Origin of the sequence: Candidatus Photobacterium acropomis (assembly GCF_030685555.1) — a bacterium.
GTDB lineage: Bacteria > Pseudomonadota > Gammaproteobacteria > Enterobacterales > Vibrionaceae > Photobacterium > Photobacterium lucens.
Window position 1 is genome coordinate 1,401,577 of record NZ_CP131609.1, and the last position, 13,971, is coordinate 1,415,547.

The window sequence follows — 13,971 nt, forward strand, 5'->3', positions numbered from 1 at the left end:
TAAGGGTGGTAAAGAGTGTCAACTTTAGACAGTGTTGATAGAACATTACTGCGATTGCTTCAAAAAGATGCAACCTTGGCCTTATCGGAATTGGCTGATGCGGTAAATTTAACCACAACACCATGTTGGAAGCGCTTAAAGCGATTAGAAGAAGAAGGTATTTTACGCCAGCGTGTGGCGTTATTAGATGCGGCAAAGCTAGGTTTGTCTTTTACCGCTTTTGTCCAGATAAAAACCAGTAACCATTCTAAAGAGTGGTACAACACGTTTGTAAGTACGGTATCGGATTTTCCTGAAGTGATGGAGTTCTACCGTATGGCGGGTGATTACGACTACATGATGAAAGTGCAAGTTGCCGATATGCAGGCATTCGATCTGTTCTATAAAAAGCTAGTTAATAGCATTGAAGGCTTAACCAATGTGACTTCTACTTTTGCGATGGAGCCATTAAAGTACACCACAGCATTACCTGTATAGTCGTTATTAGGTAACAGATAGAAAGACGTAAATAGCACAAAGGCAGCGATGATTCGCTGCCTTTGTCGTTACTATGAGCGATTACAAGCTTAGCGCTGACGGATCAAACCTTCTTGCACTGCTGAAGCAACTAATTCACCTTTTTGGTTATAGATCTCACCACGGACAATTCCACGCGAACCACTGGCAGAAGGGCTATCAATCGCATAAAGCAACCATTCATCCATCTTAAATGGGCGGTGGAACCACATTGAGTGGTCGATAGTTGCCACTTGCATTTTCGGGCTAAAGAGGGTCACACCATGGGGTTGTAGTGCTGTTACAAGGAAGCCCCAATCCGATGCATACGCCAACATATAGTGATGGATACTTAAATCATCAGGCATGGTGCCATTAGCTTTAATCCATAAATATTGTTTTGGCTCCGTGGCTGTTGGCATTAAAGGATTCACTACCGTTACTGGGCGCACTTCAAATGGACGTTTTTTACCAAAGGTTTCAACAATCTTAGGTGGTAAGTATTGCTTAATCGCATCCACTAATTGGCTTTCTGAAGCCAAACCTTCTGGGCCTGCTACATTTGGCATGGTGGATTGATGATCAAATCCAACTTCATTTGCTTGATAAGATGCAGTTAAGAAGAAAATGGGTTCACCATTTTGAATCGCTTTAACACGGCGAGTACTAAAGCTTTTACCGTCACGCAGTTTTTCTACATCATAGATAATTGGCTTTTCTGGATTACCAGGGCGCAAAAAATAGCTATGAAATGAATGTAAAAAACGTTCTTTCTCAACAGTTTGTTTTGCAGCAGATAAAGATTGACCAATCACCTGACCACCATAAACTTGAGGTAGCCCAAGGTTTTCACTTTGACCTCTGAAAAGATCAAGTTCAAGTTGTTCTAATTGTAAAAGATTGAGAAGTTCGTTCAGCTCTTTACTCATCTAAGCCCCATTAGTTATGTTACTATCAGTACGATTTGGGAAATCAAGTTCAAATAGATTGGATTGGTTTTATTAGTATTTGAGCTTTATAGCAATATAGATTAGGGATTAATAGAGAAGAATATGAAAAATTCTTTCACATGGTTTGGTCTTCTTCTTGCTGTTTTGGTTATTACCGCATGTACCAACCTTGTACCAACTGATAGTGATATAGGAACGTTAAAGGGAACGGTTAGTTATCGTGAACGCATCGTTTTACCTAATAATGCCCGTATTGTGGTGTCATTAGTCGAAACGGCTAAACAAGATAACATGAGTTCAAAAGTGATCAGTCAACATTCATTTCTTGCTGAAGGTGCTCAGCCACCGGTTGAATTTACTCTGCAGTATATGAAAAGTAAGATACAGCCAGATACCTCGTATCGTGTTGTTGCAACCATTGAAGTGGATGACAAGTTGCTATTTAGTAACCAGTCGACTAAAGCATTGAACATTGACCCTTTGACAACAACGCGAGTGGATATTCCATTAGTAAAAGCCTAATTTGTAGCTAACGTATCAAAATACCAAGCCCGGTGAATGCTATTTATCGGGCTTTTTCTTATTCAGAAAAACCATCCCAACGGTAGTGTTTTAAGTTAATTTTTCCTTGCTCTGAAACCCAAATGCCTTCATTACGTAGTGCTTCCATTTGTCTTGCTTTGCCATCGTCTACTAACGAGATTCTACCTTGGCTATTGATCACTCTGTGCCATGGTAGTCTTGAATCTTGTGGAAGGTTTGACAGTAATCGACCGACTTGCCGAGCATAACCAGGAAAGCCTGCAAATTTTGCAATATCACCATAAGTTGATATTTTTCCAACAGGTATTTGATGCACTTGACTATAGATTTGGTGAGAAAAATCGTCCATATTTGTACCTAGAGATGGAAAAAGCCCATCTTTGATTAAACAGCAGGATAACGCAAGGAGGTGTTGCCATGTTGTATAAAACAATGCTGATTGCCATAACACTTTTACTTACAGTGCTGGGAGTTAATGCTCTAGCACACAGCCAAGGTGAACTACCTATTTTAGCTTTAGCAATCCCTGCTTTATGGCTATTACCACAAGGTGGTGTTGCTGCATGGTTATTGCTCATAGGTTTAGGCTTGTTTGGCTATGTGTTACCTGAGCAACCTGTCGCACTTTCTGTCAGCCTCTTTATGATGTTACCTATTCTGATTATTTGTACTTCACCTAAAGGGTGTTGGCAATTAGGCTCTTTGATGATCTCGATTGTCTTAGCCATGAATGCAGGGTTAATGGCATTACAAGGGGAAGGTAAACTCCCAGGTTCGATCACTGCCACATTATTACAAATTATTGCCATTGCTATTATATGGTTTGCGGCACGTAGCTGGAGACCAGTGGAAGGTAATACATGGTGGCCCATTATTCTTGTGATCCCATTATGGGTCGGTGGCATGGAACATGCCGCATTGCTCGCTTTATGTGTTACGGGGATCATTGCAGCCCTGCAATCATTGAGTAAAGTGCATCTTGATGAGTGGATCCCTAAATTAGCTTGCGTATTACCAGCAGTTGGTTTTGCCACATTGGTGATCATGCCGCAGTTTGATGTTGCCAATCCTATTTTAGTGTCATGGTTACTGGTGCTTGGTGGAGGATTGCTAGGTGAGTCGCTATTAGAAGATCCTGAAGAAGAGGAATAAACGCTTTGATTACAAAGTGATGGTTTTATTTCCAATCTTTTCTCTATTGGATGAAAAGTGCGCGTTCAAAGCAGGGTGGCAAGATAACGGCTTGCATTCTTGGTTAGCTTACTACATAATCCATCTCGTTCTCGCAAGAGACAAAGAATCTATGGAGGCCCCATTGGTCCTCCCGCAACACTAACTTGTGAACTCGGCCAGGCCCGGAAGGGAGCAACCGCAGCAGGCGATGTGTGTGCCGGGATGTGGCTGGTGGGGCTTCCACCCATCTGAAATATAGTAAATTTTTCTTATCTCTATTCTATTAATATCAATAACCTTCTGTTTTATTAAATAAAATAAAGCTTAACCGTACGATAATATATTTTGTACGCCAGCATATTTTCATTTTATCGAAATTTAAATATAGCTGAAAAAACAAATTTCCTTCTAATTATCGCAACGTTCTATTTCTTTCTTCTTGCTATTAATTACCTGCCATTTCTCGTGTTATAGGGAAGTTGAGGCTAAAATAATCAATCTTCAAATTCTGTTGGGGCCTGTGAGGAACCAAGGTGCTGATAGGATCACAAAATACTGGGTAATGCGGTTTTAGCTATAATTATTAATAGCAAATAATACGTAGAATGCGATAATAGCGCGAACTTTTTGTGGTGAGACAATTAGTTATTTGGTGGTGGTTAAAAAGTATACAGTTAATGCTTTATTTTTGTCAGTGAAAACGGCAAAATGACTACACATTTGAGCTCGGTCACTCTATTTGAATTTAATTTTCATAAAACACATTGTTGTTTACCGAGTTGGTGATAATGTCTCGCCGCATTCCGAATTCTTAAAGTAAAAGGTTACAAATATGTCTGATGTACCAGAGTCTGTTGCAAATATTGCTGCTGTAGCTCAGCCGGTTGCTGAGTCTTCAGGTTCAGTTTGGGGTTATGTAGCAGGTGGCGTGGTTCTGTTAATCATCGCCGGTATTTATGGTTATAAGAAAATTAACCAACCTGCATTCGTGATTAAGCAGGTACGTAAGAAAAACCTGAAAGAAATGAAAAAGCAAGGTATTGAAAGCTCTGAGTTCATGGTTGACATGGACAAGCTGCTAAATTCAATCGAAGCTTACATGACTGAAAACAAGATGAAAGGTTCAGACGTAGTAACGTTACTGAAGCCTTTAAACGATAAAGATCGTGTAAAAACACCAAAAGATATGTACAACTCTATGATCTACATTGCGAATGAAATCAAAGATGTAGCATTAGCAAAAGAGTTTAAAAACAAATCTAAGCAAGTGAAATCAAGCTCTGCGCTAATGGCTGGCTTGTTAAAGCGTGCTGGTATCTAATACCGAATTGCAAACAAAAGGGGCTGATTGATATCAGCCCCTTTTTTGTGCCTTGATTTTTTGTTTTGATAATTTAATTTGTAGTTAAGTATTTGGAGGACTTGTTTAACGCTTATATATCGAGCGCTGGCCCATGATATTTTAATGTGCCATAACGCTGTTGTGTTTTGTTATGAGCAACCAACATTTTTTGTTCATGTTGATATTTATACTCTTCAAATGTCTCTCGGTTTATTGGTGCGCTGAAATAGAAACCTTGGGTATAGTCGATAGATAACGACTTTAATTTATTTAATTGTGTCTCTGTTTCAACGCCTTCAGCTACTAGTCGACATTTTAGCTCTTTGCCGAGTAGGGCGATGTTATTCAAGATTGAACTAGTGACAGCATCAGTATCAGCTGAATTCACAAACAAACGATCAATTTTAATGATGTCGAAATTGAGTTCTTTTAGGCTCGATAAACTTGAATAGCCCGTACCAAAATCATCCAGTGCCCAACGCACACCTAACTCTCGAAATCGCTGCATGATTTTATCTAATTTGATGATCGCGTTAGCGGTGTTTTCACGCTCTGTCATTTCAAACACTAGTCCACGTTGCAATGATGGTGTTTGCTTTATTAAGCACATCACATCATTAACGAATACAGGATCGCTAAGCATTGATAAGGTGAAGTTTACCGAGACATAAAAGTCAGGGTTATTACCAGCAATGATCGGTTTATCTACAGCTAACTGTTGCAGTAGTTGTAGTGTGATCGGCTTAATTTGTCCGTTACTCTCAACTTTCGTAATAAATTGATTTGGGGCGACTAGCTTTTTGTGACGATATTTCCAACGACAAAGCAGCTCTGAGCCAACAATGTGATGTGTTTTATTACACACAATCGGCTGGTAATAAGCAATGAACTCTTTATTTTTAATAGCAATATCAATGTCTTTTCTGAATGAAAAATTCTTGGTGTGGATATGATTGGCAATTAAGCCAATGATCATACAAAGAATAATGATGAAAGCGGTAAGTGAGCAGATACCAAGCAATACTTGTGATGCTTTTGCTCCGACAATTACAGTAAAGGGAAATTGTACTGAACGGTAAGACTTATAAAATAGAAAGTCTTTCTTCTTATTAATGATCACGCTGCCATCTGGTGATACAACATAACCACGCAAGTACTCATCCGCATTAGTTAGCCAATCATCCATATAGCGTGCATTCATAAATAGTTGATAGAAACCACTCTTGCCTTTAACAACGAGATGAACTTCTTCAATTTTATTTAATGTGCTGCATTTTCGGTATAACAAAGGTAAACGTTCTGTTTTTAAACGTGCTTTAAGGCTTGAAGAAATACGGTCATGAAGTGACGCATTACGATCAGAATAGAGATAGTGGTCATTTTTAAAATATGCGACGCTACGTAAAGAGCGTGATGATAATACCAGCGTGACTAAATCATTCATGCTTTTAGCATCTGTTTGATTTTCTGGTAGTTTTAATACTGCTGTTGAAAGTGATGTGAGATTGCGATTGAGTGCAAGTGCGATGTCTTTACTTAAGTTATCACATCGAATATTTAAGTAAGTCAATGTGATAGGGGTTGCAAGTAGTAAAGCCAATAAGGCTAACTGAAGCATTTTTTTTACGGTAAAAGACATAATATATTTAGTACAGCAGTTTCTATAACAGCTAAAAAAGAAGCGAGCGTTATAGTATCGTATTCTGAAAAGGAATATTTGGAAATGTTGATAAAAAATACCAATCATTACGATTGGTATTTTTTATCAACTAAGGCATTAACGAAGAGATATAGAGAAGAATTTTAGCCAGTGATAGTAAGTTTTCTTTCGTAGTCCTTACGTACAATCTCTAATGCCGCAATGGCAGTTTTAGGTTCAATGTCATTACTTTCTAGTAGATAAATTAAATCAACAGCTAATTTAACTTCTGCTGGTGCATTTTCAAGTGCATTGGGGGTTGGGTTGTCAGACATTTGGTTTCTCATCTTATTGATTATGTGTAGACAGTGCTGCATAGATAAGCTGCATGTGAAGATCAACTAAATCTTGGTGCTGCGCTCTGTAACCTCCGCCAATGACGGCAGCCACAGGAATATTTCTCTCTTTACATAAAGAAAGCACTGCATGATCTCTTTGGTAAAGCCCTGACGTTGAAACGTTAAAATACCCCAATTCATCATGCTGGTGGATATCAACACCTGCATCATAAATCACTAAATCAGGCTGATATTGTGCTAAAGCGAGGGGCAGTAAACCAGTAAACGCATCGAGATAGTCTTCGGTTGAAGTTTCTCTTGGTAATGCGAGATCGATGGTTGAATCAGGCTTTCTCGCTGGAAAGTTTTTGTCACAATGAACAGAGAAGGTAACGATGTTGGGATCATCTGCTAGTAATGTCGCTGTACCATCGCCATGGTGAACATCACAATCAATGATCATGACCTTATCGATATGGGGGTAACTAAGGGCATGTTTCGCAGCAAAAGCTAAATCGTTAAATAAACAAAAACCACTACCGAAATCATGATGGGCATGGTGATAGCCGCCACTTAAATGAATTGCGATGCCGTGCTCTAATGCCAAATCGACGGTGAGCTGTGTACCGCCGGTTGAAAATAAGGTGCGTTCAATTAATGCTTCACTCCATGGAAAACCAATTCGACGCATTTTAGCTGCTGGTAATTGGTTATGACTTAGAGCATCAACGTATTCGGGTGCATGTAATACTTTTAGATTATTTATATCGGCTTTGTTAGATTGGTGAATACTAACTTTATTGGTATGTGCAGAATCGACAATTGCTTCATACAATAAGCGATATTTATTAATAGGATAGCGATGCTTTACTGGCAGTGATAACGCTGAATAGATCGGGTGGTAAACAAGAGGAAGCATACACCTTAGCCTTTTTTCTCTCTGTTACTGATTTCCGTTTCGATTTTCACTAAAGCGGCTTGGCAACGGCTAATTCGCCCCTCTAACGCTAAAATCTCTTTTTGTAGCTGCTGTTGCTCAAATTGAGAGCCACAGCGACTGATCAATAACTCTTTATCGCGTAGCATGGCTTTTAGGCGACGTTCCCAATCTTTGTGTTGATTCAAATCTTGGTAGATTTCATTAATCGGTCTACGCCATGCCGCTTTATTCTTCGGTTCATTTTTACGAATATTTTGTGTCGCCAATTCACGTTGAATGGCTTGGATTTGGCTAACAATACGTTCGCAAATATGCTGAGTTCTGGCAGGTAATAAGCGCCCAGCTTGCTGTTCTCGCTGTAGAAGTTGCAACTCATTGTGAACTTCATTTACACAGGGAGTGAGCAGTTTACTTCTTGTTTTGAAAAGCGTTTCATCAAACAGAGGTTTAAAGGACTCACCACGTTTGCGATCGACTTCTGCTGCTTGTTGTTTTAATTGCTCGATTAATGAAATAAGACGAGATAAATCAATCATAAATACCTGTTACAGCATGAAGTTAGAACCAAGCTTGCCAAGCCAATTTGATTGCAAGGATCAAAACGACAGTGACAAATACAGGGCGAATAAATTTAGCACCAAAGCGGATCGCAGAATGGGCACCAATGTAGGCACCTAGCATTAAGCAGACACCCATAGTTAACCCTAGTGCAAAATTGACTTGGCCTAAAATAATGAAAGTCAGTAATGAGGTGATGTTACTGGTGAAATTCATTGCTTTAGCCAGGCCACATGCACGTAGCATATCAAGCCGATATAAAATCATGCTTGAAACAGTCCAAAATGCACCTGTACCAGGGCCTGCGATACCGTCGTAAAAACCAATACTGGTACCTTGCAGCCATTGTTTTAATTTAAACGTTGGTGTTACTGCTGGTAATGTTTGATGCTCATCTTTGGGTTGTGGATGCCAAATGGTGTAAATAGCGACAGCAAAAATGACCAATGGTAGGGCTTTTTCGAGCCCATCACTGCTGATCAGATTAACGATTAAAGTACCAGTGATTGCACCTATCAGGGTTGCAATAAAAGAAGCAATCCAAAAGCGTGGTGAAAAAAGATTCTTTTTGTAATACGTCCATGCTGCCGTTGCTGAGGCAAAGCTAGCAGCCAGTTTATTGGTACCTAGTGCAATATGCGGTGGTAAACCTAGTGACAGCAAAGCGGGTACTGTCAACATGCCACCACCACCGGCAACAGCATCAATAAATCCAGCAGCTAGGGCAACGACGCCAAGTATCAATAAGGTACTTGGCTCTATCATCTCTATCATGGGTTATTCTTTTTGTTATCCATTTAGTTATATTCAATAACCCGTTTAAATGGGGGTAGTGAGTCTAACAGTGCTTTACCGTATCGACGGGTGATGATTCGACGATCAAGGATCACTACTCTACCAGAGTCCTGCTCTTTTCGCAGTAAACGACCTGCTGATTGAATGAGCTTTTTACTCGCTTCTGGAACAGAAATTTGTAAGAAGGGGTTACCTCCACGGCTTTCAATATATTCGGCGTGTGCTTCTTCAACAGGTGAGGTCGGTACCGCAAACGGGATCTTAGTGATGATCAGGTTTGTCAGTAAATCGCCTGGTAAATCAAGCCCTTCAGAGAAACTTCCCGTACCAAACAAAATGCTTGGTTTACCTTTTTCACAGTTTTCTTTATGTTTTTTTAGGGTTTCATTACGTGATTCTTCCCCTTGAACCAAGAGTTCCCACTTATTTTTCTTTGCCAGCGGTCGTAGGGCATCTGCTACTTTATTCATCTGCCAGTACGATGAAAACAGTACGAGACTTGCCGTTTCACCTTCAAGGTATTCTGGCAATATGTCGATAAGTAAGTCAGTGAACGCTTCGGCTTGAGGTTCCATTTTTACAGCAGGAATAACTAAACGTGCATTGTTTTGGTAATCAAATGGTGAAGCCAATGCTAAAAAGCGTGTGCCATCAGATTCTGAAATACCTGCTTGGCGACAAAAGAAGCTAAATTGATTTAAAGCACGTAATGTTGCTGAAACTAAAATTGAACCCGCAGCACGACTCCAAAGTAGTTGATCGAGGCGATAGCCGACTTCTAACGGTGATACTTCAATAATATAGTCATTCTCACGCTCAGGGCTTTTTTCTATCCAACGGGCTAATGGGGCGCCTTTTTTGCTATTCGGTTGCGCCATTAAGGTCCAAACTTTTTCAAGGTTTTCAATTCGTTGTAAGTAAAATCCAACTTCAGTAAGTGCTTGCTCACCAATTCGAGGGATAATTTCATTTTCTTTCGTCCGTTCTGAAATTAAATCTTGGATTTTCCCTAATGATTGCATGACTTTCTTACTGGCTTCTTTACAGCCTTTGGCTTCCTCTTCCAGCCATTGCGGTAATTCACCGTGTTCAAAACGGTAGACCCCATCTTTATTGAAGATAGTGGGATCAATATTGTTCGCAATTTGGCTGAGAGTCGGGATCAAATGCTGGATATTATCCTGTATTGCGTTTTGGAAGCGATTTGCTTTCTGATAATCCGCTAATTCAGCGTATTTACTGACGTTTTGATTCAGTTTTTCTAACCAGTTAGCCGCGCCTTTTAAACTTGCAGAGGCAGATGAGAAATCTCGTGCCACTTGTGGTAAGTGGTGGGCTTCATCAATCACATAAATGGTTTGCTCTGGCTCGGGTAAAATAACGCCACCGCCTAGCTCAATATCTGCCATTAATAAGGCGTGGTTAGCCACAATCACATCGGCCTTATCTAGATGCTCACGAGCTTTTGCAAATGGACAAGTGCGGTGCTTTGGCATACCGGCATGGCAACTGTGTTTATCCGCCATGATTTGCATCCAAACACGATCAGGAATCGTGGTTGGCCAACTATCACGATCGCCATCCCACTTGTTTTGCTCAGATGCTTTCAGCATGCGCTTAAGAAGCTCAAGATCGGATTTCTTCGGCTTTTCCTCCCACATAGCAAGTTGTGGATCACCTTCTGGTGAACAACAAGCCTCAAGCTTGTGGTTACAACAATAGCGCTGACGTCCTTTAGCCAGAATAAAGCTAAATTCCTTGGGGAAAATTTGATTAAACAGCGGTAGATCTTTGTTAATCAACTGCTCTTGTAGCGCAACAGTCGCCGTTGAGATCAATAATTTTTTATTGTTAAACAGCGCAAAGGGGATGCCACCAAGTAAATAAGATAATGACTTACCAATCCCTGTGCCTGCTTCTGCAACGAGCATTCTATTTTTCTTGTGGTATTCCCCTGCCAATGTTTTCGCAATTTCTGATACCAAATAATTCTGTGCGCGACGAGGGATGAAGTTGTCTAGTTGTTTTCCTAGATTCTCGTAACACTGCTTGATATCGGTTTTTACTTGGCTGTGTAGCATGGTTGAAACTTCATAATGGCAAGGGCAGCCATTGTAGCATGAAGTAGTAAAGCACAAAGGCATTAACTTTCACTAGTTAGTTTATAGCCAATAAAGATGCTCACTTAGTTTCTTATGCTGGCTGTGGTGATCTGGATGGATTTGTCTATTTTTTATTATGCCAGTATCAAATCCAAATTAGCTTAAAGGTGATTATCACGGAGATGCTTGGGTGATTAGAGAGAATAACCGAGCATAAATGAGAAAGTTATTGTGGAACTGATCACGATTCTGAATACAGGTGTGCAATATTAAATACCAGAAATGTCGGTTGACAATGATCGTTCGATCAATATGTTTTTTAAAGTTAAATGTACTTATTTGCTTTTATTAATTATGCGTTAGCAGTTTTTTATTCTGTTTGTTTACACTTTTTAATAGTTTAAATAACGCAGAATATGCCATTTAAGAGTGTTTATTATTTGTGGTTTAAATTGGTAAATGATTGAAAAGTAATGCTGTTTTATGTTTTTTTATGTTTAATTTAGAAAATTTGACATAAAGAATGAACTTCTGTCAGGATGTGTGCCACGAACACTAACTCCTTGTTATTTTAGTTTTTTATTTTTAGAACTGGTGCGTAACAAGGAGAATATAAACAGGAGTGCCGGGAATGGTTCTCCATAAATAAGATAAAGAAAGGCAGTGGATTTATCATGAAAAAAACTCTTCTAGCTCTTGCTGTAGTTGCAGCAGGTTCAGCAAACGCAGGCATCAACCTATACGACGCAAACGGTGTTAAAGTAGACCTATCTGGTGCTGCTGAAGTTCAATACCGTGAAGATTACAACCCATTCAATGATGGTGAGCTACGTATTGATGACGCAGATCTAGCAATCAACACATCTGTTGCTATCTCGGATCAACTAAGCGCTGTTGCAGGTACTGCATTTGAATACGAAGACGGTGATGTTCGTAACGATGAGCTATGGGCTGGTTTCTCTAGTGATTTCGGTACACTAACTTTTGGTCGTCAATACATGATCTCTGATGATTCTGGTATTGGTAAAGACTACGAGCTAGGTTCTGAGAGTATTGATTTTGTTCAAACTAACGGTAATGAAGTAGTTAAGTACGTTTACGATAACGGTACATTCTATTTTGGTGCTTCTCACGATATCAAAGATAGCGGCGAAATTTCTGATAACCAAGGTAACACTTTTAAAGATCGTGACACATCAATCACTGACGCACGTATTGGTTACCGTGTAGCTGGTCTTGATGCACGTGTTTACTACTACAACGGTGACAATGTAGCAGGAACATCTTTCTTTGACGGTGTTATTGACGTTGAAGGTTACAACGTAGAAGCTGAGTATGGTTTCGGTGCTGTAGGTCTTGCTGCTTCTTTCGGTCAAGTTGAATACAAAAACTCATTTGGTGTAGATAAACTACGCGCTAATGTTTACCAAATCGCTGCTGACTACACCATCGATAAGACGACTTTCGCTATCGGTTACAACAACTACGATCGTCGTGACAAGTCTGGTGACAACTACGCAGTTTACGCTAACGTAACGCAACAGCTTCACAGCAACGTTAAAGTGTACGCAGAAATTGGCGACACAAATGTTAAGTTTGATGGCCGTGACGCTGACTTCGGTTACGTAGCTGGTATGGAAGTTAAGTTCTAATTTTAGAATTAACTGTTAAGAAGCCGCCGCTTTTGGCGGCTTTTTTATTATTAAGCGGTTTCTATAATTGCTATACATCTTAGTAATCATAGTAATAGTTTGATCCTCAATCGCTGTTTATTAGGGATATATAATGAAGAAAATCTTATTGTTCGCGGCATTATTTTCTGGCGCGGTTAATGCGGCAACACTATCGGTAGGGAATAATCTTGAGCTGTTGGTTGTTGATGGTAAGGAAGTAAAATCAGGTCGTTTTTCGCATGCTGAAAGCGTTGAATTATCTGAAGGTAAACATCAAGTAGTTGTTCGCTTTGATGGTGAAGTAAAGCGAGGCTCAAAGAAAGTCATTTATACAACGCGTCCATATCTGTTTGATGTCAATATGACTTCGCAAGATGCAGAAATCACTTTGCCACGTTTAACCACTGAATCACAAGCGAAAGCATACTTTGCACGTGATCCTCTGTGGACACTTGAAACAGCGGCAGGTGTAACAACATTATCTGCGGTTGAATTGATTGGTGATGGTTTAGGTGCCTACAGTGATATTCCTGCACTTGTGGCTGAATACAATAAAAAGAATGGCATCATCATTGAAAATGGCACCCCGGTTGATTTACAGAAAACCGTAGTTGAAGTTGATGATAAAACAGGAAAAGTTCAAATTACAGGCGATGCGTTAACGCAATTAAAGCTGTGGTATAGCAAGGCATCACAGGAAGAGAAAAAAACATTTAAAATTTGGATGGCTGAGCACGACTTTAGTTAAGCGTTGGGTATTTCAATAAAAAACAAAGGGCAGCGATATTCGCTGCCCTTTGTTTATATTATTTGGCAATTAATTATGGTGATAACGACTGTGTTCGCGGCAGGCTTTACAACGTGGCTGTGCAGGATCTTGTTCTAAATCGCTAAATTCGATCTCTTCTTCACAATCAGTACATAAGCCATACATACCAAGCTTGAAAGAACAAACTGCAGCATCAACTTTTTCAAGGCGCATTGCAGTGTCAAACAGGGCAGGAATGAATGACGCTTTAGCCATAGCAATAAGATCATTGAGCTCAGCGTTTTGAATTTTTTCTGGATCGGTTACTAGGCTATTGAGCAGAATTTTATTTTTTAATTCTTCCGCTAGGGTTGAAAACTCAGTGTTTAGCGGGCTCTGTAATTGTTGATAATTCATGTCTACCATTGCCGTAATGATTGATTCAATAGGGGAAATTAAACATCACTGTCGTTATTTATGGAAATCGATACAGAACTAGGCATAAGCGAAAAAATCCAAATATCAGCTTAGTTTTCTAGTCTTTTTTTAGTTTAGGCGATATACCTATAAGGGTTGTGATTTGAATCAAGTCTTTGTGTAAATCTGACTAAATACCCTTATTTTCTTTCGGTTTTTGCCAAAAAAATTATCAGATAAAATAATTTAGCAACAAAG

Annotated in this window: 15 protein-coding genes and 1 other RNA gene; 7 read left to right on the forward strand and 9 right to left on the reverse strand. The window is 39.6% G+C overall.

Annotation, left to right across the window (positions count from 1 at the left end):
• The first annotated feature begins 15 nt into the window (after nucleotides 1-15).
• Complete coding sequence (locus Q7657_RS13565) at nucleotides 16-477, forward strand: Lrp/AsnC family transcriptional regulator (RefSeq protein WP_053988494.1); 462 nt, start codon at nucleotides 16-18, stop codon at nucleotides 475-477.
• 89 nt (nucleotides 478-566) lie between these two features.
• Here the strand turns inward: Q7657_RS13565 and tesB are convergent, their stop codons facing one another.
• A complete protein-coding gene (gene tesB, locus Q7657_RS13570; protein ID WP_107164925.1) occupies nucleotides 567-1,424 on the reverse strand; it encodes an acyl-CoA thioesterase II in 858 nt (285 codons plus the stop codon).
• A 123-nt stretch (nucleotides 1,425-1,547) separates the two neighbouring features.
• On the opposite strand from tesB, the gene Q7657_RS13575 reads away from it, so the two are divergent.
• Entirely contained in the window at nucleotides 1,548-1,967 is a 420-nt protein-coding gene (locus tag Q7657_RS13575) for a YbaY family lipoprotein (RefSeq protein WP_107164926.1), read from the forward strand.
• Nucleotides 1,968-2,025: 58 nt separating this feature from the next.
• Here the strand turns inward: Q7657_RS13575 and Q7657_RS13580 are convergent, their stop codons facing one another.
• Nucleotides 2,026-2,337 (reverse strand): MGMT family protein, encoded by a 312-nt coding sequence (locus Q7657_RS13580; RefSeq protein WP_107164927.1) that lies wholly within the window; start codon nucleotides 2,335-2,337, stop codon nucleotides 2,026-2,028.
• Between the two features lie 68 nt (nucleotides 2,338-2,405).
• On the opposite strand from Q7657_RS13580, the gene Q7657_RS13585 reads away from it, so the two are divergent.
• The 3 genes from Q7657_RS13585 to Q7657_RS13595 all read left to right on the forward strand — a co-directional run bounded on the left by Q7657_RS13585 (nucleotide 2,406) and on the right by Q7657_RS13595 (nucleotide 4,482).
• The gene (locus Q7657_RS13585; RefSeq protein WP_053988490.1) at nucleotides 2,406-3,140 is read left to right on the forward strand and encodes a VP0952 family biofilm-associated protein; all 735 of its coding nucleotides are present in this window, start codon (nucleotides 2,406-2,408) and stop codon (nucleotides 3,138-3,140) included.
• Between the two features lie 161 nt (nucleotides 3,141-3,301).
• Nucleotides 3,302-3,398, forward strand: an RNA gene (ffs, locus tag Q7657_RS13590) — signal recognition particle sRNA small type.
• Nucleotides 3,399-3,993: 595 nt separating this feature from the next.
• Nucleotides 3,994-4,482: a hypothetical protein gene (locus tag Q7657_RS13595; RefSeq protein ID WP_008986503.1), complete on the forward strand. Its 489-nt coding sequence runs from the start codon at nucleotides 3,994-3,996 to the stop codon at nucleotides 4,480-4,482.
• Nucleotides 4,483-4,594: 112 nt separating this feature from the next.
• On the opposite strand, the gene Q7657_RS13600 is transcribed toward Q7657_RS13595, so the two are convergent.
• From Q7657_RS13600 to dinG, 6 genes are all read right to left on the reverse strand, one after another.
• On the reverse strand, nucleotides 4,595-6,121 hold the full coding sequence (locus Q7657_RS13600) for an EAL domain-containing protein (protein WP_258178199.1): 1,527 nt from the start codon (nucleotides 6,119-6,121) through the stop codon (nucleotides 4,595-4,597).
• 185 nt (nucleotides 6,122-6,306) lie between these two features.
• Nucleotides 6,307-6,477, reverse strand: coding sequence for a pleiotropic regulatory protein RsmS (rsmS, locus tag Q7657_RS13605; protein WP_107164929.1), 171 nt, complete (start codon nucleotides 6,475-6,477; stop codon nucleotides 6,307-6,309).
• A 13-nt stretch (nucleotides 6,478-6,490) separates the two neighbouring features.
• Nucleotides 6,491-7,399 (reverse strand): histone deacetylase family protein, encoded by a 909-nt coding sequence (locus Q7657_RS13610; protein ID WP_107164930.1) that lies wholly within the window; start codon nucleotides 7,397-7,399, stop codon nucleotides 6,491-6,493.
• Between the two features lie 5 nt (nucleotides 7,400-7,404).
• Nucleotides 7,405-7,956 (reverse strand): primosomal replication protein PriC, encoded by a 552-nt coding sequence (gene priC, locus Q7657_RS13615; RefSeq protein ID WP_107164931.1) that lies wholly within the window; start codon nucleotides 7,954-7,956, stop codon nucleotides 7,405-7,407.
• 22 nt (nucleotides 7,957-7,978) lie between these two features.
• Nucleotides 7,979-8,752, reverse strand: a complete 774-nt coding sequence (locus tag Q7657_RS13620) for a TSUP family transporter (protein WP_053988486.1) — start codon at nucleotides 8,750-8,752, stop codon at nucleotides 7,979-7,981.
• A 23-nt stretch (nucleotides 8,753-8,775) separates the two neighbouring features.
• Nucleotides 8,776-10,854, reverse strand: a complete 2,079-nt coding sequence (gene dinG, locus Q7657_RS13625; RefSeq protein WP_107164932.1) for an ATP-dependent DNA helicase DinG — start codon at nucleotides 10,852-10,854, stop codon at nucleotides 8,776-8,778.
• A gap of 695 nt (nucleotides 10,855-11,549) precedes the next feature.
• Between dinG and Q7657_RS13630 the strand changes: the two genes are divergently transcribed.
• Nucleotides 11,550-12,527 (forward strand): porin, encoded by a 978-nt coding sequence (locus Q7657_RS13630; protein ID WP_107164933.1) that lies wholly within the window; start codon nucleotides 11,550-11,552, stop codon nucleotides 12,525-12,527.
• 133 nt (nucleotides 12,528-12,660) lie between these two features.
• Nucleotides 12,661-13,296, forward strand: a complete 636-nt coding sequence (locus tag Q7657_RS13635; protein ID WP_107164934.1) for a YccT family protein — start codon at nucleotides 12,661-12,663, stop codon at nucleotides 13,294-13,296.
• A 69-nt stretch (nucleotides 13,297-13,365) separates the two neighbouring features.
• On the opposite strand, the gene Q7657_RS13640 is transcribed toward Q7657_RS13635, so the two are convergent.
• The gene (locus Q7657_RS13640; protein ID WP_053988482.1) at nucleotides 13,366-13,713 is read right to left on the reverse strand and encodes a conjugal transfer protein TraR; all 348 of its coding nucleotides are present in this window, start codon (nucleotides 13,711-13,713) and stop codon (nucleotides 13,366-13,368) included.
• Between the last annotated feature and the right edge of the window lie 258 nt (nucleotides 13,714-13,971).